The 19,289-nt window shown below is 71.7% G+C and carries 16 protein-coding genes; 13 read left to right on the forward strand and 3 right to left on the reverse strand.

The window, feature by feature from the left end; translation table 11 throughout:
* Positions 1 to 35: 35 nt before the first annotated feature.
* The gene (locus KBC94_RS03245; protein ID WP_294366263.1) at positions 36 to 2,708 is read right to left on the reverse strand and encodes a LuxR C-terminal-related transcriptional regulator; all 2,673 of its coding nucleotides are present in this window, start codon (positions 2,706 to 2,708) and stop codon (positions 36 to 38) included.
* 147 nt (positions 2,709 to 2,855) lie between these two features.
* On the opposite strand from KBC94_RS03245, the gene fadB reads away from it, so the two are divergent.
* Both fadB and KBC94_RS03255 read left to right on the forward strand, forming a co-directional pair.
* On the forward strand, positions 2,856 to 5,006 hold the full coding sequence (gene fadB / locus KBC94_RS03250) for a fatty acid oxidation complex subunit alpha FadB (RefSeq protein ID WP_294366265.1): 2,151 nt from the start codon (positions 2,856 to 2,858) through the stop codon (positions 5,004 to 5,006).
* Positions 5,007 to 5,072: 66 nt separating this feature from the next.
* Positions 5,073 to 5,855: an SDR family NAD(P)-dependent oxidoreductase gene (locus KBC94_RS03255; RefSeq protein ID WP_017757521.1), complete on the forward strand. Its 783-nt coding sequence runs from the start codon at positions 5,073 to 5,075 to the stop codon at positions 5,853 to 5,855.
* 176 nt (positions 5,856 to 6,031) lie between these two features.
* Here KBC94_RS03255 and KBC94_RS03260 read toward each other — a convergent pair whose 3' ends face one another.
* On the reverse strand, positions 6,032 to 6,463 hold the full coding sequence (locus KBC94_RS03260) for a type II toxin-antitoxin system VapC family toxin (RefSeq protein WP_294366271.1): 432 nt from the start codon (positions 6,461 to 6,463) through the stop codon (positions 6,032 to 6,034).
* On the reverse strand, positions 6,460 to 6,717 hold the full coding sequence (locus KBC94_RS03265; protein WP_294366273.1) for a type II toxin-antitoxin system Phd/YefM family antitoxin: 258 nt from the start codon (positions 6,715 to 6,717) through the stop codon (positions 6,460 to 6,462). The genes KBC94_RS03260 and KBC94_RS03265 overlap by 4 nt, the downstream gene beginning before the upstream one ends.
* Positions 6,718 to 6,903: 186 nt before the next feature.
* Here KBC94_RS03265 and KBC94_RS03270 point away from each other — a divergent pair, with 186 nt between their 5' ends.
* The 11 genes from KBC94_RS03270 to KBC94_RS03320 all read left to right on the forward strand — a co-directional run bounded on the left by KBC94_RS03270 (position 6,904) and on the right by KBC94_RS03320 (position 19,178).
* Positions 6,904 to 7,362 (forward strand): MarR family transcriptional regulator, encoded by a 459-nt coding sequence (locus tag KBC94_RS03270; protein WP_294366275.1) that lies wholly within the window; start codon positions 6,904 to 6,906, stop codon positions 7,360 to 7,362.
* Entirely contained in the window at positions 7,359 to 9,344 is a 1,986-nt protein-coding gene (locus tag KBC94_RS03275) for an FUSC family protein (protein WP_294366277.1), read from the forward strand. The genes KBC94_RS03270 and KBC94_RS03275 overlap by 4 nt, the downstream gene beginning before the upstream one ends.
* A 120-nt stretch (positions 9,345 to 9,464) precedes the next feature.
* Complete coding sequence (locus KBC94_RS03280; protein ID WP_294366279.1) at positions 9,465 to 10,649, forward strand: acetyl-CoA C-acetyltransferase; 1,185 nt, start codon at positions 9,465 to 9,467, stop codon at positions 10,647 to 10,649.
* 113 nt (positions 10,650 to 10,762) lie between these two features.
* Positions 10,763 to 11,605: an ABC transporter ATP-binding protein gene (locus tag KBC94_RS03285; RefSeq protein ID WP_294366280.1), complete on the forward strand. Its 843-nt coding sequence runs from the start codon at positions 10,763 to 10,765 to the stop codon at positions 11,603 to 11,605.
* Positions 11,589 to 12,314: an ABC transporter ATP-binding protein gene (locus tag KBC94_RS03290; RefSeq protein ID WP_294366282.1), complete on the forward strand. Its 726-nt coding sequence runs from the start codon at positions 11,589 to 11,591 to the stop codon at positions 12,312 to 12,314. Before KBC94_RS03285 ends, KBC94_RS03290 begins: the two co-directional genes overlap by 17 nt.
* Before the next feature lie 167 nt (positions 12,315 to 12,481).
* On the forward strand, positions 12,482 to 13,354 hold the full coding sequence (locus tag KBC94_RS03295; RefSeq protein ID WP_017761967.1) for a branched-chain amino acid ABC transporter permease: 873 nt from the start codon (positions 12,482 to 12,484) through the stop codon (positions 13,352 to 13,354).
* 5 nt (positions 13,355 to 13,359) lie between these two features.
* Positions 13,360 to 14,367: a branched-chain amino acid ABC transporter permease gene (locus tag KBC94_RS03300; RefSeq protein ID WP_294366285.1), complete on the forward strand. Its 1,008-nt coding sequence runs from the start codon at positions 13,360 to 13,362 to the stop codon at positions 14,365 to 14,367.
* Between the two features lie 39 nt (positions 14,368 to 14,406).
* Positions 14,407 to 15,231 (forward strand): enoyl-CoA hydratase-related protein, encoded by an 825-nt coding sequence (locus KBC94_RS03305; protein ID WP_294366287.1) that lies wholly within the window; start codon positions 14,407 to 14,409, stop codon positions 15,229 to 15,231.
* Between the two features lie 131 nt (positions 15,232 to 15,362).
* Positions 15,363 to 16,577, forward strand: coding sequence for an ABC transporter substrate-binding protein (locus tag KBC94_RS03310; RefSeq protein ID WP_294366289.1), 1,215 nt, complete (start codon positions 15,363 to 15,365; stop codon positions 16,575 to 16,577).
* Between the two features lie 37 nt (positions 16,578 to 16,614).
* Positions 16,615 to 18,264: a long-chain-fatty-acid--CoA ligase gene (locus KBC94_RS03315; protein WP_294366291.1), complete on the forward strand. Its 1,650-nt coding sequence runs from the start codon at positions 16,615 to 16,617 to the stop codon at positions 18,262 to 18,264.
* Entirely contained in the window at positions 18,261 to 19,178 is a 918-nt protein-coding gene (locus KBC94_RS03320; RefSeq protein ID WP_294366293.1) for a thioesterase family protein, read from the forward strand. The genes KBC94_RS03315 and KBC94_RS03320 overlap by 4 nt, the downstream gene beginning before the upstream one ends.
* The last annotated feature ends 111 nt before the right edge of the window (positions 19,179 to 19,289 follow it).

The raw sequence follows: 19,289 nt of genomic DNA on the forward strand, positions 1-19,289 counted from the left end.
GATTGATGAGGTTCGCGGTCGGGGAGGCGCCTGCCCTACCGCACCACCCCCGCCTGCCGCGCCAGCGCCACCGCCTGCGTGCGGCTGCGGGCGCCGAGCTTGAGGTTGATGTTGCGCAGGTGGGTGCGCACGGTGCTGTCCGAGACGAACAGCTTCTCTGCCATGGCCGCGTTGGAATAGCCGGCGGCCAGCAGTTCCAGCACGCGGATCTCCTTGCGGGTCAGCGGCTCGGCCAGCGGTGCGGGCGGGGCGTCGCCGGCGGCCGGCTCGTCCTCGTGCACCTCGCCGAAGGCGGCGGCCAGGCGCGCCACATGGTCGGCATAGATGGGCCCGGCCTCGTCCAGCCGGGCGCGGTCGGCCTGCAGGGCGCGCAGCAGCGGCGCCAATGCAGGCCCCTCGTCCAGCAGCAGCCGCACGAAGCCTTCGCGCGCGGTCTCGGCCAGCACGGCGGCCAGCACTGCCTGCGCCTCGGCCGCCGCACCTGCGCGCGCCTGGGCCAGCGCCAGCAGCACGCGCAGCTTGAGCGCCCGGTGCCGCCGCGCCAGTGTGTCGGCCTCGGCGATGGCGGGGGTCAGCGCCTGCCGCACGGCCTCGGTGTCGCCGAAGCGCAGCTGCCAGCGCCAGCGGCCGATGGCGATGTCGTCCACCGGGTGGGCCGGCAGGTTGAGGCGGCGCACGCGGTCCCACACGGCGGCGTCGTCCGCGCGCTCCAGCATGTCGGCGGCCGCGTCGCGGTTGCCCTGAAGCATCAGGAGGCGCGCGTGCTCCAGTTTGGCGCTGGCCACCACGCGCGGCAGCTGGCGGTCGTGGCCCAGGTATTCCAGCTCGGTCAGCAGCTGGAAGGCGCTGTCCACGTCGCCCTGCAGGAAGGCGATGCGCGCCCGCATGCGGTAGGCCGCGATCACGTGGTCGGGCAGCCCGACGTCGCGGGCCAGCGGCAGGTACACGCTCAGCAGGTGCTCGGCGCCGGCCAGGTCGTCGCTTTCGTACAGCACGCCGGCATGCAGCACGCCGGCCCAGGCATTGCCCTGCGTGGGGTTGTACGAGGCGCTGCGCGGCGTGGCGGACAGGGCCACGCGAAAGCGCGCGGCGGCCTGGCGCAGCCGGCCTTCGGCCAGATCGAGCACGCCTTCCATGGCCTCGGTGTACATGCGGTTGAAGATGCTGCCGGCCTGGCTGCGGCGGGCGGCGTCGAGCAGGCGGTGGGCCTCGTGCTGCTCGCCCATCACCGAGACGATGTAGGCCATGGCATTGGCCAGCGCGCTGTCGGCGAAGGCGCGGCAGGTGGGCAGCCGCCGCAGGTTCGCCTGGCCGACCGGGTAGGCGTCCTCGGGATGGTCCTGCATGGCCAGCAGCAGCGGCTGCAGGCCGTTGACATGGGCGCGCACGGCGGCGTCCTCGCTGGTCTCGCAGCCGCTGGCGCGCAGCCGCTGCAGCGCCTGCCAGGGCCCGCGGGTGAAGCATTCGGCCCAGGTGGCCACCATCTGCAGCAGCGGTTGGCCGGCCAGCTGCTCGGGCGGCAGCGCGGCGAACCAGCGGTCCAGCAGGCGCATGCGGCCTTCCTCCAGGAAGCGCTCGGCATGGCGTGCCAGCAGGGCCAGCGCATGCGGATGGTCGCCGCCCTCGATGGCATGGTCGATGGCGGGCACCGGCCGGCCCTGGGCCTCGTACCAGCCGGAGGCCGCCAGGTGCAGCCGCGCCACGTCGCCGGGCCGCTCGCGTGCCAGCTGGGCGCGCAGGAAGTCGGCGAACAGGCTGTGGTAGCGGTAGCTGCGCGCATCGCTGGCCAGCGGCGCCAGGAAGAGGTGGCCGGCCTCCAGCTGCGCCAGCAGCGCCGCGCAGTCGGCCCGCGGGGCCACGGCGGCGCACACCTGTGCGTCGAGCACGCGCAGCACGCTGGTGCGCAGCAGGAAGTCGCGCACCTCCTCGCTCTGCTGGGCCAGCACGTCCTCGGCCAGGTAATCGGCCACGGCGCGGTCGGAGCCCGAGAAGCGCTCGACGAAGTCGCTGCCCGCGGCGCCATGCCGTTGCAGCGCCAGCGAGGCCAGCCACAGCGCGCCGGCCCAGCCCTCGGTCTTGGCCAGCAGGCGCTCCAGCGTGTCGCGTGGCAGCGCCTTGCCGCGCAGGCGGAAGAACTCCTCGGCCTCGGCGGCCGAGAAACGCAGCAGGGCGGCATCGATCTCCAGCAGCTGGCCGCGGGCCCGCAGTCGACCCAGGCCCAGATCGGGCAGGCTGCGCGAGCCGATCACCAGCTGGGCCTGGCGCGGCAGGCCGTCGAGCAGTTGCCGCACCAGGCCGATGACGGCGGGCGACTGCAGCACCTCGAAGTCGTCGAGGAAGAGCGCGAAGGGCAGCGCGTCATGGCCCAGGGCTGCGATGGGGTCGCCCCGGCCGCTGCCCGGTGCGGGCTCGATGCCCAGGGCCTGCACCGCCGCGCCCAGGCCTTGCAGAAAGCGCGGCACGTCGTTGTCGGCGCTGTCCAGCGTGAGCCAGGCGGTGGCGATGCCCTCGGCCTCGAAGCGGTCGCGTATCTGGCGCATGGCGGTGGTCTTGCCGAAGCCGGCCGGCGCGCGCACCAGCAGCAACCGGGCGCGGGCCGCCTCGTGCACCTGCCGAGCGATGGCCTGCCGCAGCACCTGCGCCGCAGGCGGTGCGGGTGGGCTGAGCTTGGCGGGCTGGACGGGCACGGAAGGCGGCGGGGCGGACATGGGACGAGGCGGCGCGCGTGGCGCGGAGTGACAAGGGCCGCGCGGCGGCGGCCGGCCACTTTCGTCGGTTTGGACGATGGCCGCAAGAAGGGGCGATTCCTAGACTGCCCTCGGCATCGAAGGCCGAGACACCCAGGAGACAACACCGTGTTCGAAGGAAACAGCATCCGCCTGCACCCCCTGGCCGATGGGCTGGTGGAGCTTGTCTTCGACCGCCGCGGCGAGGCCATCAACAAGTTCGACGCCCGCACCGTCGCCGAGCTGCGCGAGGCCGTGGCCCTGCTCGCGGCCGACGCCGGCCTGCAGGGCGTGCTGGTCACCAGCCCCAAGGACGTGTTCATCGTCGGCGCCGACATCACCGAGTTCGGCGCCACCTTCCAGCAGAGCGCCGAGGCCATCACGGCCGGCGTGCGCCGCAGCAACGAGGTCTTCGTCGCGCTGGAAGACCTGCCCGTGCCCACCGTGGCCGCCATCAACGGCTATGCGCTGGGCGGTGGGCTGGAGCTGGCGCTGGCCGCCACGCTGCGGGTGATGTCCACTGCCGCCCAGGTGGGCGTGCCCGAGGTCAAGCTGGGCCTGTTCCCGGGCTTCGGCGGCACCGTGCGCCTGGCCCGCGTGGCGGGACTGGCGACGGCCATGCGCTGGGTCGCCACCGGCACGCCGGCCGATGCGCGCACGGCCCATGCCGCTGGCGTGGTCGACGCCGTGGCCGAACCCGATGCATTGCGCGACGAGGCCCTGGCCCTGCTGCGCCGATGCGTCGCGGGCGACGTGGACTGGCGCGCCCAGGTCGCGCGCAAGCACGCTGCGCTGCCCGGCGATGCCACTGCCTTCGCGGCCACGGCGCAGCAGGTGCTGGCGGAGCTGGCCTCGCGCCTGGGCCGCCATCAGCCTGCCGCGCCCATGGCTCTGGCCATGATGGCCGAGGGCGCCTCGCAGCCGCGCGACGAGGCGCTGAGGCTGGAGGCCGAGGCCTTCGGCCGCGTCGCACGCACGCAGGCAGCCGGCTCCCTGGTGCGCACCTTTCTCAACGAGCAGGCCGTGCGCAAGGCGGCGAAGAAGCAGGCCGCCGGCGCCAGGGCGCCGGCCCGGGCCGCCGTGCTCGGCGCGGGCATCATGGGCGGCGGCATCGCCTTCAGCAGCGCGCTGGCCGGCATTCCCGTGCGCATGAAGGACATCCGCGCCGACCAGCTCGATCTGGGCATGACCGAGGCTGCCAGACAGCTGGGCCGCCGCGTGCAGGCGGGCCGCTTGTCGCAGGCCAAGGCCGACGCGGTGCTGGCCGCCATCACGCCGCAGCTGGACGACGCGGGCCTGGATGCGGCGGACCTGGTGGTCGAGGCCATCGTCGAGCGGCTGGAGGTCAAGCAGCAGGTGCTGGCCGCGCTGGAGCCGCAGCTGCGGCCCGATGCGCTGATCGCCACCAACACCTCCAGCCTGCGCCTGGCCGACATCGCCAAGCCGCTGGCCCGGCCGCAGAACCTGGTCGGCATGCATTTCTTCAACCCCGTGCCGGCCATGCCGCTGGTCGAGGTCGTGCGCGGCCCGCGGACCAGCGATGCGGCCGTGGCCGCCGCGGTGGCCTACGCGCTGGCCATGAAGAAGACGCCCATCGTGGTGGCCGACGGACCGGGCTTCCTGGTCAACCGCGTGCTCACCGCCTACTTCAATGCCTTCAACGAACTGGTGGCCGAGGGCGTGGATTTCACCGCCATCGACCGCGCCATGGAGGCCTTCGGCTGGCCCATGGGCCCCGCCTGGCTCAACGACGTGGTGGGCATGGACACGGGTGCCCATGTGGGCGACGTGATCACCGCCGGCCATTCGAAGCGCATGCGTGCCATCGAGGCCAACCCGGTGCACCGCATGGTGCGTGCCGGCCGGCTGGGCCAGAAGAGCGGCGCCGGCTTCTACCGCTACGAACGCGACGCGGCCGGCAAGCCGCGCCGCAGCGCCGACCCCGCTGCCCAGGCCCTGCTGGCGGACCTGGCGCCCGGCGGCTTCACGCCCATGACCGACGACGCCATCGTGGAGCGCCTGATGCTGCCCCTGCTGGCCGAGGCCATCGCCGCGCTGGAGGACGGCAGCGTCGCCAGCGCTGCCGAGCTGGACATGGCCCTGCTGCTGGGCGTGGGCTTTCCCGCCTGGCTGGGCGGACCGCTGCAGTACGCCGACTGGCTGGGTGCGTCCGAGTTGCTGCGACGGCTGGAGGCCCATGCCGCGCACGGCCCCGCCTATGCGCCGCCCGAACTGCTGCGGCAGATGGCGGCGCAGCAGCGGCGCTTCCACCCGCTCTGAACCCACACACGCCGTCGCCTGCCGCCTTGGCAGGCGCCCTTCACCACGACACAGGAGAGCCCCTTCATGCAACTCGATGCCACCATCGCCGCCGTCGTCACCGGCGGTGCCTCCGGCCTGGGCGCCGCCACCGCGCGGCGGCTGGCCTCGCACGGCGTCAAGGTCGCGCTGTTCGACCTCAACGAAGCGGCCGGCGAGGCGCTGGCGCGCGAGATCGGCGGCCTGTTCTGCGCCGTCGACGTAACCAACGAGGCTTCGGTCGATGCCGGCTTCGCCAAGGCCCGCGCCGCGCACGGGCAGGAGCGGGTGCTGGTCAACTGCGCCGGCACCGGCAATGCCGTCAAGACCGCCAGCCGGGACAAGGCCACCGGCGAGATCAAGCACTTTCCGCTGGCCAACTTCGACCGCATCATCCAGATCAACCTGGTGGGCACGTTCCGCTGCATCGCCAAGTCGGCGGCCGGCATGCTGACGCTGGAACCGCTCGCCGATGGCGAGCGCGGCGCCATCGTCAACACCGCCTCGGTGGCCGCGGTGGACGGCCAGATGGGCCAGGCCAGCTATTCGGCCAGCAAGGCCGGCGTCGCGGGCATGACCCTGCCCATCGCCCGCGACCTGATGGGCGAGGGCATCCGCGTCAACACCATCCTGCCCGGCATCTTCGACACGCCGCTGCTGCAGGGCGCGCCCGACAACGTCAAGGCCGCGCTGGCGGCCTCGGTGCCCTTCCCCAAGCGGCTGGGCAACCCGGCCGAGTACGCGCACCTGGCCGAGACGATGATCACCAACGGCTATTTCAACGGGGAGTGCGTGCGGCTGGATGGGGCGATCCGGATGGCGCCGCGGTGATCGCTACGCCTGGGTAACGGGCCTCACTTGTTCCGCGTGAAGTGGTCCATCACGATGACGAGGACAATGACGAGCCAGTGAAGCAGCGTGAACTTGTGCATGGAGATGCCATGTAGATGTCTGATCAAGCCTTGTTGCGCGGGCCCGCCCATCAAGCGACGTGCTATTCAGAAAAGTCAGGGCAAATCATGCACTGAACGCGCAAAGGGATTGAACACCTCGACGGCCAGCGCCTTGAAGTCCGCCACGTTGCGGGTGGCCACGGTCAGGCCATGGATCTGTGCGGTGGCGGCGATCATGGCGTCTTCGTAGAGCGTGTCGGACTTCCGGTGCATCAGCCGCGCCCAGACCCGGAAGGCCGCGGCGTCCATGGGCAGGACGTTGTAGGCGCTGGCGATCTGCGCGAGCCATGCCTCGATCTCCTGGGCCTTGGCCGCATCCTGCTCCTTCGTCAGCTCGATGCCGGCCTGGATCTCGCCGAGCGAGACCGCCGAAAGATGCAACTGCGCATCGTCCAGGGACTTCAGCCAGGCGACCACCCCGCCGTGCGGGCGCAGGCGGCGCAGTTCGGAGACGACGTTGGTGTCGAGCAGGTAGCCCTGCGTCACCGCTGCGGCTCCACCTTGCGCCTGCGCGCCTGGCCGCGAGCGGGCACCAGCAGATCGGTGCGGCCGTCGTCCGACAGCAGCAGCTGCTTGAGCGACGGACGCGCCGCCGACTGCAGCCGGCGCCATTCCTGCACCGGCACCAGCACGGCCGCTTCGGCGCCACGGCGGGTCACCATCTGCGGGCCTTGCGCCAGGCAGGCATCGAGGAATTCGCTGAACCGCGCCTTGGCGTCCTGGACGGGCCATGTGTGCATCGAAAAGCTCCCCTGTTGAACTGGTCAGACAACTAGTCTGTCAGCGGAGCCTCGTACTGTCAAACGACAGACCTCGCCGCCTGCTCCTCGGCGGGACTTTCGCCCATCGGCGGGCGGCCGGCCCGGAGTCGGGATCGATCCCCTCCAAATCGTTGGGATCCAAATGATTGGCCTATCATCCGCCCCATGAATGACGACACCCCCGCCCTGCCCCGCCAGCGCTTCGGCATGCGTTTCGTCGTGCTGGCCCGTCGCTGGCGCCGGGCGCTGGACGCGCAACTTGCCGCCCTGGGCCTGACCGACGCGGGCTGGCCGCCGCTGATGTACCTGGCCGAGGCGGGCGGCGGGCTCACGCAGCGGGAGCTGGCCGAGCGCATCGGCATCGACGGCTCCAGCCTGGTGCGGCTGCTGGACCAGCATGCCCGCGCCGGCTGGATCGAGCGCCGCGACGATCCGCAGGACCGCCGCACCTGGCGGCTCTTCCTCACCCGCGACGGGCGCGCGGTGGTGCGTCGCATCCAGGCGGTGCTGGACCGGGTGGAAGGCCGCATGCTCGCCGGGCTGGACGACGCACAGCTGCAGGCGCTGCTCGATGGCTTCGACCGCATCGGCGAAGGCATCGCAGCCCTGGAGTCCGGAGCATGAGGGCCCCCCCGGCCGTTTCGGCCGCCGGTGCCCTTTCCTTCGAACGCCTCGCGCGCCACCTCGGCTTCGAGCCCGCCCGCCTGGCGTTCACCCTTCGCACCGCGGCCGGCTCGGGCATGGCGCTGCTGCTGGGGGGCCTGTTGGGCCTGGACCATCCCCAATGGGCGGCCATGACCGTGTGGATCGCGGCGCAGCCGCTGCGCGGCCACCTGATCGAAAAGAGCCTGTACCGCCTGCTGGGCACGGCCGCCGGTGCTGCCTATGGCGTGACGCTGGTGGCCCTGGGCCACGGCTCGCCGGCGGTGCTGGTGCCCGGGCTGGCGCTGTGGGCCGGGCTGTGCGCCGGGGCAGGCCAGCTGCTGCGCGGCTTCGCGAGCTACGGCACTTTGCTGGCCGGCTATTCGGCGGCGATGGTGGCGCTGCTCGACGCCAGCCATCCGACGCACATCGCGGCCTTCGGCCTCGACCGGCTGCTGACCATCGGCCTGGGCGTGGTGGTGGCGCTGGCCGTGAGCCTGCGCTTCGCTGCCCGGCCGCCGGCCGATGCGCTGCACCTTCGCATGCGCACCCTCTGCCTGGATCGGCTGCGCGAACTGGCCGCCTGGGCGCGCACCGGCGTGCCGCTCGCACACACGGCGCGCGACACCCAGCTGGCCGAACTGGCGCGCCTGGAGGAAGGGTTGGAGCTGCAGGTCGCCGGCCGCCTCGATTCCCGTCGCGAGGTGCGCGCGCTGCGCCAGGCGCTGACGGCCCAGGTCGGCTTGCTGCTGTGGTGGCCGGGGGCTCAGGCGCCCGCCCGCGCCGATGGCGCCGCGCTGGCCGATGCCCTGCAGGCCACGCTCGATGCCGCCGTCGCCGGCCGGCCGGTGGGCCCTTCGCTCCTGCAGGCCGCGACGGTGGCCGAGGCGCAGAACGCCGAACTGGCTGCGGTGCTGCGTCGCCTTGGCGCGGCGGCTGGCAGCATCGAAAGCCCTGCCGGTGGCGCAGGCGCGCGGGCGCCCAGCGCCACGCCATCCGTCGCACAGCCGCAGGCCGCCTTCGAACCAACCGTCGTGCTGCACCGCGACTGGATCGCCGCGCGCGAGACCTTCCTGCGCTCCGTCCTGACGCTGGGCCTCATCGGCGGGCTGTGGCTGGCGACCGGCTGGCCTGCGGCGCCGCTGCTCATGCTGGGCGTGGCGGTGATGACCACGCTCTTTTCCACCGCCGACGACCCGGCGCGGATCATGCGCTCGGTCTTCTGCGGCCAGTTGCTCGGCGCCGCCGCGGCGCTGGCGGTGCAGGCCCTGCTCTGGCCGTGGGTGGACGGTGCGCTCGGGCGGTTGCTGATGTGCCTGCCGCTGGTGTTGGCCGGCGCCTTCGTGCTGGCGCATCCGCGCACGGCGCGCTTCGGCTTCGACTTCAACCTCGTCGGCCTGCTGCTCCTGCAACCCATGCATGCCCGGGCGTTCGCCTGGCCGACGGGGCTGGCCGAGGCGGCGGCGGTGGTGGCCGGGCCGCTGGTGGCGCTGGCGGCCTTCCGCCTCGTCTTTCCGCCGGGCGGGCGCCGCCGCTATGCGCAGCTGTCGACGCTGATGCAGGCGGAGGTCTCGGCCATGGCCGCGCAGCCGCAGGCGTGGCGACGGGCCGAGGTGTGGCGGGCCCGCTTGCAGCACCGCGTGCTGCGCCTGGTCCGCTGCGCCGATGCGGCCGGCCTGGCGCCGGAGCATGGCGCACGCCAAGGCCTGGCCGTGCTGGCCACGGGGCAGGCGGTGCTCGCGCTTGGGCAACTGCTGGCGCAGGACGCGCTGCCGCCCGCCGACCGTCGCCGCGCGCAGGCCTGGCTGCGTCGGCTGGCCCGGCCCATGCGCAGTCCGGCCCAGGCCCACCGCCGGGGCCGCCTGCTGGCGCGCGATGCGTTGCGGCTCGGCCCCCCGCCCGCCGGGCATGCGTCGGCTTCGGCGCTGCAGCACGCCGCCCGGGTGCTGGCGCGGGCAGCCTGAGAGGGGCCGCCGCGGTCCGCGGCCCTCGAAATTCGTCGCTTCGGACGAGCGACGCCGCCGCCCTCGCCGCCCAGAATCCACGCGGACTTCCGACGAACCGCATTGGAGACTGGAGACACCATGGCAGAAGCATTCATCGTCGCCGCCACCCGCACCGCCGGCGGGCGGCGCGGCGGCAAACTCTCGGGCTGGCACCCGGTGGACCTGGCGGCCCAGGTGATCGACGAACTGGTGCGCCGCGCCGATGCCGATCCGGCGCTGGTCGAGGACGTGATCATGGGCTGCGTCAGCCAGGTGGGCCAGCAGGCCACCAACGTGGCGCGCAATGCGGTGCTGGCCTCGTCGCTGCCCGAGTCGGTGCCTGGCACGTCGGTCGACCGGCAGTGCGGCTCCTCGCAGCAGGCGCTGCATTTCGCGGCCCAGGCGGTGATGAGCGGCAGCATGGACGTGGTGATCGCCGCCGGCGTGGAGAGCATGTCGCGCGTGCCCATGTTCACGCCCAACGCCCTGCCGCTCAAGGCCGGCCTGGGCGGCTACATGAGCCCGGCCATGCAGAAGCGCTATCCCGGCGTGGAGTTCAGCCAGTTCATGGGCGCCGAGATGATGGCCAAGAAGTACGGCCTGTCGAAGGAGCAGCTCGACGTCTACGCGCTGCAGAGCCACCAGCGTGCCGTGGCGGCCACCCACGAGGGCCGCTTCGCCAGGGAGATCCTGGCGGTCGAGGCCCGCAGCGCCGAAGGCGGCGCCGAGGGCGAGGGCCAGCCGCACATGGTGGACGAGGGCATCCGCTTCAACGCCACGCTGGAGGGCATCGCCGGCGTCAAGCTGATCCAGGAGGGCGGCCGCTGCTCGGCGGCCACCGCCAGCCAGATCTGCGACGGCGCCACCGGCGTGATGGTGGTCAACGAGCGTGGCCTCAAGGCGCTGGGCGTCAAGCCGCTCGCGCGCATCCACCACATGACGATGATCGGCCACGACCCGGTGATCATGCTGGAGGCCCCCATCCCCGCCACGCAGCGCGCGCTGCAGAAGGCCGGCATGAAGATCGACGACATCGATCTGTTCGAGGTCAACGAGGCCTTCGCGCCCGTGCCCCTGGCCTGGCTGCAGGTGACGGGCGCCGACCCGGCGCGCCTGAACGTCAACGGCGGCGCCATCGCCCTGGGCCATCCGCTGGGCGCTTCCGGCACCAAGCTGATGACCACGCTCGTGCACGCCCTGCACGACCGCGGCGGCCGCTATGGCCTGCAGACCATGTGCGAAGGCGGCGGCATGGCCAACGTGACCATCGTCGAGCGGCTTTGAACGTGCATTGAGCCACGGCTGATTGCGGCTCGGGGCCGGCCCGTCACGGCCCCACGGGCCGGCGTGCGCGGCGCGCGCCGGCCCTTCCATCACAACACCAGGGCAGGACTTCCATGACCCAGGACTTCGGAGACAGACACGCCGCCGCGCCCCTGCTGCGCATCGAGGGGCTGTCGGTGCGCTTCGGCGGCATCGTGGCGCTCGACGGCGTGGGCTTCGACGTGGCCGCCGGCCAGGTCTGCGGCCTGATCGGGCCCAACGGCGCGGGCAAGAGCACGCTGTTCAACTGCCTCTCGCGCCTGTACGGCTGGCAGGCCGGGCGCATCGCGTTCGCCGGCCGCGCGCTGGACACGCTGCCGCGCCACCGCATGGCGGCGCTGGGCATCGGCCGCACCTTCCAGAACCTGGCGCTTTTCGCCAGCATGACGGTGCGCGAGAACGTGCGCGTGGGCACGCACACCCACCAGCATGCGGGCTTCCTGCGCGACGCGCTGCGCCTGCCCGGCGTGCGGCGGCTGGAGGAGGAGGCCGAGGCACGCACCGAGGAATTCATCACCCTGCTCGACCTGGGTGCCGTGGCCGACCGCCGCGTCGCCGACCTGCCCTTCGGCACCCAGAAGCGGGTCGAGCTGGCACGCGCCCTGGCGGCGCGCCCCCGGCTGCTGCTGCTGGACGAGCCCGCCTGCGGCCTCAACCACGAGGAGCTGGAGGGCCTGGGCGACCTGATCCTCGCGCTGCGTGCGCGGCTGGGGCTGACGGTGCTGCTGGTGGAGCACCACATGGGTCTGGTCATGCGGGTGAGCGACAAGGTGGTCGCGCTCAACTTCGGTCGCAAGATCGCCGAGGGCACGCCCGAGGCCGTGCGCCGCCATCCCGAGGTGGTCCGCGCCTACCTGGGCGACGAGGGTGCCGCCGAGCCGGCCCTGGAGGTGCGCCAGCATGCCCGCGCTGCTTGAGCTGCGCGGCGTGCATGCCGCCTACGGCCCCACCGCCGTGCTGCACGGCATCGACCTGGACGTGCCCGAAGGCCGCGTCACCGCGCTGCTCGGTGCCAACGGCGCGGGCAAGACCACGCTGCTGCGCGCCGTCTGCCGGCACATGGTCGCGGTGCGCGGCGAGGTGCGGCTGGCCGGCGAGCGCATCGACGGCCGCAGCACCGAGCAGATCGCCCGCCTGGGCGTGGGCCATGTGCCCGACGGCCGCGGCACCTTCGCGCACCTCACGGCCGAGGAGAACCTGCGCCTGGGCGCCCAGGCCCGGCCGCGCCATCCAGGCCGCGCGGCCATGGCCGAGGCGCTGGCGCGCATCTATGCCTACTTTCCGCGGCTGAAGGAGCGGCGCGCGCAGCAGGCCGGCACCCTCTCCGGCGGCGAACAGCAGATGCTGGCCATCGGCCGCGCCCTGATGGGTGAGCCGCGCCTGCTGCTGCTGGACGAGCCCTCCTTCGGCCTGGCGCCGCTGGTGGTGCGCGACATCTTCGCCATCATGCGGCGCGTCAACCGGGAGCAGCGCTTGGCCATCCTGCTGGTGGAGCAGAACGCGCGCCTGGCGCTGGAACTGGCCGACACCGCCTACCTGCTGGAGACGGGCCGCATCGTGCTGCATGGCACGAGCGACGAGGTGGGCCGCAACGACGCGGTGCGCCGCGCCTACCTGGGAGGCTAAGAAGGTGTGAACGAACCCGTCATGCCCGCTCGTCCTGCCAAAGCACGCCCACTCCGCGTTGCAAATGCTCGCCATAGCCCGAGCTATGGCTGCGCTTTGCGCCTTGATCGGCCGCGTTTTGGCAGCCCGCTCGGCCACGCCGGATTCATTCACACCTTCTGAGAACCATGGACGCATTCCTGCACCAGCTCTTCGCGGGCCTCGCCACCGGCGGCATCTATGCCACCGTCGCGCTGGCACTGGTGATGATCTACCAGGCCACGCACCACATCAATTTCGCCCAGGGCGAGATGGCGATGTTCTCCACCTTCATCGCCTGGTCGCTGATGCAGGCGGGGCTGCCCTACTGGGTGGCCTTCTTCGCCACGGTGGCGCTGTCCTTCGTGGTGGGCGCGGCGGTGGAGTTCGCCATCATCCGGCCGATGCACAAGGCCACCGACCTGGCACAGGTGGTGGTCTTCATCGGGCTGCTGGTGGTCTTCCACAGCCTGGCGGGCTGGCTCTTCGGCTACACGATCAAGGAGTTCCCCAGCCCCTTTCCCAAGGACGCCTGGTACGCCAGCGCACTGATGTCCGCGCACGAGGTGGGCGCCATCGCCGTGGCGCTGGCCATCGTGGCGCTGCTCTTCGGCTTCTTCCGCCTCACGCCGCTGGGCCTGGCCATGCGGGCCGCGGCGCAGAACCCGGCCTCGTCGCGGCTGGTGGGCATCTCCGTGGGCCGCATGCTGATGCTGGGCTGGGGCCTGGCCGGCGCCATCGGCGCGGTGGCCGGGATGATGGTGGCGCCGGTGGTCTTCCTCGACCCGCACATGATGACCGGCGTGCTGCTCTATGCCTTCGCCGGCGCGCTGCTGGGCGGCATCGACAACCCGGTGGGTGCGGTGGTGGGCGGCTTCCTGGTGGGCGTGCTGGAGAACCTGATGGGCAGCTACGTGGTGGGCACCGAGCTCAAGCTCTCGGTGGCGCTGGTGCTGATCGTGGGCGTGCTCATCGTGCGGCCGGCCGGCCTCATGGGCCGGCGCATCGTGAAGAGGGTCTGAACGTCATGTCCACCTTGCTCAGCTCCGATGCCATGCCGCCGAAGGCGGCGCCCGTGAGGCGGCGGCTCTCGCCCTCATCCGTCTTCGCGCTGGCGTTGATCGTGGCCGGCGTCGCGCTGGCCTTCATCGCGCAGGGCTACCAGCTCTTCCAGGCCACCATGGTGCTGGCCTATGCGGTGGCGCTGGTGGGGCTGAACATCCTCACCGGCTACAACGGCCAGATCTCGCTGGGCCATGGCGCCTTCTTCGCCATCGGCGCCTATGCCGCCGGCATCCTCATGGACCGTGGCGGCGTGCCCTACTGGCTCGCAGTGCCGGCCGCGGGCATCGTGAGCCTGGGGGTGGGCTACCTCTTCGGGCGACCGGCGCTCAAGCTCGAAGGCCTGTACCTGGCGCTGGCCACCTTCGCGCTTGGCGTGGCCATGCCGCAATTGCTCAAGTACAAGCATCTGGAGGCCTGGACCGGCGGCGTGGGCGGCATCGTGCTGACCAAGCCTGAAGCACCCTTCGGCCTGCCGCTGGATGCCGACCAGTGGTTCTACCTCTATGCGCTGGCGGTGGCGGTGCTGCTGTTCTGGGGCGCGCGCAACCTGATCGACAGCGGCAGCGGGCTGGCGCTGCGGGCCATCCGCGACCACGGCATGGCGGCCGAGGCCATGGGCGTGAACAACGCGCATGCCAAGTCCATGGCCTTCGCCGTCTCCGCCGGCTACACCGGCGTGGGTGGCGCGCTGGCGGCCATCGCGGTGCAGTTCGTGGCGCCGGACTCCTTCACCTTCTTCCTGTCCATCTCGCTGCTGGTGGGCATCGTGGTGGGCGGCGTGGGCACGCTGTGGGGGGCGCTGTTCGGCGCGCTGTTCATCCTCTTCGTGCCGGGTCTGGCCGAGCAGGTGTCCAAGTCCGCGCCCTGGGCCGTGTATGGCGTGGTGCTGATCCTCTTCATGTTCGTGATGCCCGGCGGGGTGATGGGGCTGCTGCACCGGCTGCGGGCCCGGCTCGCGCGCCGTGGCTGAACCTGTTACGCCTCGACCTTCAACGCCCAAGGAAACCGCATGACCGCCGACACCGACACCGTGCTCCGCCTGCATCGCCACGACGAGGTGGCGGTGCTCACGCTGTGCAACACCGCCCGCCTCAACCCGCTGGGCATCGGCCTGCAGCAGCAGTTGCGTGCGCGGCTGGCCGAGCTGGCCGCCGATGCCGGCGTGCGCGCCCTGGTGCTCACCGGTGAGGGCAAGGGCTTCTGCGTGGGCGCCGATCTGCAGTCCATGGGCGGCGTGCCGGCCGGCGATGGGCGCTCGCTGGGCGCGCACACGGCGGACACCATGCATGCGCTGTCCAACCGGCTCATCCTCGACCTGCAGGCCCTGCCCATGCCGGTGGTCTGCGCCGTCAATGGCGCGGCGGCGGGTGCTGGTGCTGGCCTGGCGCTGGCGGGCGACTTCACGCTCATGGCCCGCTCGGCCTACTTCTTCCTGCCCTTCCTGCCGCGGCTGGGCATCGTGCCCGACCTGGGCACCACGTGGTTCATCGAACGCCGGCTGGGCCGCGCACGGGCCATGGGCCTGGCGCTGCTGGGCGAGCGCCTGTCGGCCCAGCAGGCGCTGGACTGGGGCCTGGTGTGGGGCTGCGCGGACGACGCCGCGCTGCAGGACGAGGCGCTCGCCCTCGCCCGCCGCCTGGCCCGCCTGCCCGCCCATGCCGCGATGGAGGCGCGGCACGCCCTCGACGCCGCCGCCACCGGCAGCCTGGCCGACCAGCTGCACTACGAGGCCGAGCGCCAGCGCGAACTGATCGACGGCGCCGCCTTCGCCGAAGGCGTGCGTGCCTTCGTGCAGAAGCGCGAGCCCGTGTTTCCGCCCCGCAGCGCACGCTGACTGCGAAGGCATCGGCCCAATCGTCGGAACCGACGATGGGCACCGGCAGAGGCGATTCCTACCATCGCCTCGCGACCCCGCACCAAGGCCCACACCACACAGAACGGGCCGACGACAACCAGGAGACAACCATGCGCCTTTCCATCGCACGCGGCCTGGGGGCCGCGCTTGCCACCTTCTCGCTGCTGGCCCTGGCGCCTGCCGCGCAGGCCCAGAAGAAGTACGACACCGGCGCCAGCGACAGCGAGATCAAGGTCGGCAACTTCGTGCCCTACTCCGGCCCGGCCTCGGCCTACGGCACCATCGGCAAGACCCATGCGGCCTACTTCGCCAAGCTCAATGCCGAGGGCGGCATCAATGGCCGCAAGATCAGCTACCTGTCGGCCGACGATGCCTACAACCCGGCGCAGAGCGTGGAGCAGACCCGCAAACTGGTCGAGCGCGACGGCGTGCTGCTGATGTTCGGCGCACTGGGCACCTCGCACAACCAGGCCGTGCAGCGCTACATGAACCAGCGCAAGGTGCCGCAGCTGTTCGTCTCCACCGGCGCCACGCGCTGGGGCGACCCCAAGACCTTTCCGTGGACCATGGGCTGGCAGCCCACCTACCAGCTCGAAGGCGCGCTCTTCGCGCGCCACATCATGGCCAACCGGCCCAATGCCAAGGTCGGCATCCTGATGCAGAACGACGACTTCGGGAAGGACTACCTCAAGGGCGTGATGGACGGTTTCGGCGACAAGGCCAAGCAGTTCGTGGTGAACCAGCAGACCTACGAGGTGACCGACCCAACGGTGGACAGCCAGATGGTCGCGCTCAAGGGCTCGGGCGCCGACACCTTCATCAACATCACCACGCCCAAGTTCGCGGCCCAATCCATCCGCAAGGCGGCCGACATCGGCTGGAAGCCGGCCCACTACCTGGTGAGCGTGTCGCTGTCGATCAGCTCCGTCATCAAGCCGGCCGGTGCCGACAACGCGCAGGGCATCATCACCGCCACCTACCTGCGCGAGCCCTCGGACCCGAGCAACCAGGGCACGCGCGAGCTGGCCGACTACCTGGCCTTCATGAAGCAGTACTACCCGGCGGGCGACCCGAACGACTCGCTCAACGTCATCGGCTACTCGCAGGCCCAGACGCTGGCCGAGGTGCTGCGCCGCTGCGGCGACGACCTGACCCGCGCCAACGTCATGAAGCAGGCCGCGAGCCTGAAGATGGCCCTGCCCATGCTCTACCCGGGCATCACGCTCAGCACCGGCGCCGACGACTTCTTCCCCATCAAGAAGATGCAGCCCGTGCGCTTCGATGGCACGCGCTACGTGCCCTTCGGCGAGCTGCTCGGCAGCTGACGCCACCGCACCCCAACCGCATCCAGGAGACACCGCCATGTCCGAACCCCTCTTCGGCCTGATGCAGGACCGCCCGCTGCTGATCTCGTCGCTCATCGAGCATGCCGCGCGCTTCCATCCGCGCACCGAGATCGTCTCGCGCCTGCCCGAGGGCGGCACGCACCGCACCGACTGGCTGGGCGTGCGCAATGCCGCCTGCCGCATCGCCAACGCGCTGCAGTCGCTGGGCATCCAGCGCGGCGAGCGCGTGGCCACGCTGGCCTGGAACAGCTGGCGCCATCTGGCGCTGTACTTCGGCGTCTCGGGCACGGGCGCCGTGCTGCACACCGTCAACCCCCGGCTCTTTCCGGAGCAGATCGAATACATCGCCAACCATGCCGAAGACCGCGTGCTGTTCTTCGACGTGACCTTCGCGCCGCTGGTGCAGAAGCTGGCGCCGAAGCTCAAGACGGTGAAGACCTACGTCTGCATGAGCTCGCGCGAGCACATGCCCGCGCTGGACCTGCCCGACCTGCGCTGCTGGGACGAGCTGCTCGCCGCCCAGAGCGAGCAGTACGACTGGCCCGACTTCGACGAGCGCACCGCCTCTTCGCTCTGCTACACGTCCGGCACCACCGGCAATCCCAAGGGTGTGCTCTATTCGCACCGCTCGACCATGCTGCACACGATGATGGAGCTGGCGCCCGATACCTTCGGCATCAGCTCGCGCGAGACGGTGATGCTGATCGTGCCCATGTTCCATGCCAACGGCTGGGGCACGCCCTATGCGGCGGCGATGGTGGGTACGCGGCTGGTCTTTCCGGGGCCGCACATGGACGGCGAAAGCGTCTACACGCTGATGAAGGACGAGCGGGTCACCTTCTCGCAGGGCGTGCCCACGGTGTGGCTGATGCTCTTCCAGTACCTGGACGCGCACCCGGAGATCGACCCGCGCGCGCTCGGCGTCAAGATGATCGGCATCGGCGGCGCCGCCGTGCCGCGCGCCATGCTGGAGCGCTTCGAGAAGCAGTTCGGCGCGCAGGTGGTGCAGGGCTGGGGCATGACCGAGACCAGCCCCATCGGCGTCATCAGCAAGCTGCTGCCCAAGCACGACGCCATGGCCGAGGACGAACTGGTCAAGGTCAAGCTCAAGCAGGGTCGCGGCGTGTGGGGTGTGGACCTCAAGCTGGTGGACGATGCCGGCGAGGTGCAGCCCTGGGACGGCCAGTCGCGCGGCCACCTGCGCGTGCGGGGCCCGTGGATCGCCTCGGGCTACTTCAAGGGCGAGGGCGGCTCGCCCATGGACGACGAGGGCTACTTCAGCACCGGCGACGTCGCCACCATCGACACCGACGGCTACCTGCAGCTGGTGGACCGCGCCAAGGACGTGATCAAGTCCGGCGGCGAGTGGATCTCGTCCATCGACGTCGAGAACGCGGCCATGGGCCATCCGGGCGTGGCGGAGGCGGCCATCATCGGTGTGGCCCATCCCAAGTGGCAGGAGCGTCCGCTGCTGCTGGTGGTGCCGCGCGCGGGCCATCAGCCCACCAAGGAATCGGTGCTCGACTTCCTGTCGACCCGCATCGCCAAGTGGTGGCTGCCCGACGACGTGGTGGTGGTGCCCGAGCTGCCCCACACCGCCACGGGCAAGCTGCTCAAGACGCGGCTGCGCGAGCAGTACCGCGACTACCAGCTGCCCACGGCATGAGCGGTGCTGCTGCCGCTGCTCCTAACGAAGCCATGCGCCGGCAGGCCTGGCGCCAGTCGCGCGAGGCCTACGGCTGGCACACGGCCCTGGCACCGCGCCATGCCGACCTGGACCTGCTGCGGCACCTGAACAACGCGGCGGTGATCGGCCTGCACATCGAGGCGCGCATCCGCTGGCTCGATGCGCTGCTGCCGCGGGCCGCGGGCGATGGCCTGCGCCTGCGACCCGCCGGGCTGTGGACGGACTTCCTGGCCGAGGGCGCCTATCCCGCATCGTTGGAGGCTGGCGTGGCGCTGCTGTGCGTCGATGCCGAGGCGGCCCACATCGCCACCGCCCTCTTCCAGCAGGCCCGCTGCATCGGCCTGCAGCACACCGAGCTGGCGGCCTGGCAGGACGGCGAGCGCGTGCCGCTGCCCGCGGCGCTCGTGCAGCAGCTGCGCCGGCATGAGCAGCCACGCCCCTTGCCCGCGCAGGTGCATGCGGCCTTCGGTGCGCCCGCCAACCAGGCCATCGAGGAGCTGCTGGCCACCCGGTATGCCGATGTCGACGCCGAAGGACTGCTGTCGGACGTGGCGCTGGCCCGCTACCTGGAGCACGGTCGCTCCCGCTGGTGGCTGGATGGCGGCACCGATCCCAGCCGGCTTCCGCTCACGGGCGGCGTCGACGTGATGGTGGCCCACATCGCCCTGCGCGTGCACCGCGCCACGCCCGTGCCGGTCACCTGGCGCCTGCGCACCGGCGTGCAGGCGCTCGGCCGCAGTTCGGTGGTGCTGCGCTGCCGCCTGTTCGACGGCGATGCGCTGCAGGCCGACAGCGAGGCCGTGCTGGTCGCCATCGATCCCGCCACGCACCGGCCGGCGCCGCTGCCCGAGGCGGTGCGCGACCGCTGGTCGGCGCTGCTGCCGGCCCCCTGAAGCGCGACGCGGCACTTTCGTCCGTTCCGACGATTCCGGCTGCGGCGCCGGCTGCGCCATGATCGGGGCAGGGACCGGCGACAAGGCCGGCCCGCGCCATGCACACACAAG

Source organism: Pseudacidovorax sp. (assembly GCF_017991995.1).
Lineage (GTDB): Bacteria > Pseudomonadota > Gammaproteobacteria > Burkholderiales > Burkholderiaceae_C > Xenophilus.

Coding starts and splice junctions, on each gene's coding strand:
- KBC94_RS03245 (WP_294366263.1), bottom strand. CDS start 2,708: ATGTCCGCCCCGCCGCCTTCCGTGCCCGTCCAGCCCGCCAAGCTCAGC.
- KBC94_RS03255 (WP_017757521.1), top strand. CDS start 5,073: ATGCAACTCGATGCCACCATCGCCGCCGTCGTCACCGGCGGTGCCTCC.
- KBC94_RS03265 (WP_294366273.1), bottom strand. CDS start 6,717: ATGCACACATGGCCCGTCCAGGACGCCAAGGCGCGGTTCAGCGAATTC.
- KBC94_RS03270 (WP_294366275.1), top strand. CDS start 6,904: ATGAATGACGACACCCCCGCCCTGCCCCGCCAGCGCTTCGGCATGCGT.
- KBC94_RS03275 (WP_294366277.1), top strand. CDS start 7,359: ATGAGGGCCCCCCCGGCCGTTTCGGCCGCCGGTGCCCTTTCCTTCGAA.
- KBC94_RS03280 (WP_294366279.1), top strand. CDS start 9,465: ATGGCAGAAGCATTCATCGTCGCCGCCACCCGCACCGCCGGCGGGCGG.
- KBC94_RS03285 (WP_294366280.1), top strand. CDS start 10,763: ATGACCCAGGACTTCGGAGACAGACACGCCGCCGCGCCCCTGCTGCGC.
- KBC94_RS03290 (WP_294366282.1), top strand. CDS start 11,589: ATGCCCGCGCTGCTTGAGCTGCGCGGCGTGCATGCCGCCTACGGCCCC.
- KBC94_RS03295 (WP_017761967.1), top strand. CDS start 12,482: ATGGACGCATTCCTGCACCAGCTCTTCGCGGGCCTCGCCACCGGCGGC.
- KBC94_RS03300 (WP_294366285.1), top strand. CDS start 13,360: ATGTCCACCTTGCTCAGCTCCGATGCCATGCCGCCGAAGGCGGCGCCC.
- KBC94_RS03305 (WP_294366287.1), top strand. CDS start 14,407: ATGACCGCCGACACCGACACCGTGCTCCGCCTGCATCGCCACGACGAG.
- KBC94_RS03310 (WP_294366289.1), top strand. CDS start 15,363: ATGCGCCTTTCCATCGCACGCGGCCTGGGGGCCGCGCTTGCCACCTTC.
- KBC94_RS03315 (WP_294366291.1), top strand. CDS start 16,615: ATGTCCGAACCCCTCTTCGGCCTGATGCAGGACCGCCCGCTGCTGATC.
- KBC94_RS03320 (WP_294366293.1), top strand. CDS start 18,261: ATGAGCGGTGCTGCTGCCGCTGCTCCTAACGAAGCCATGCGCCGGCAG.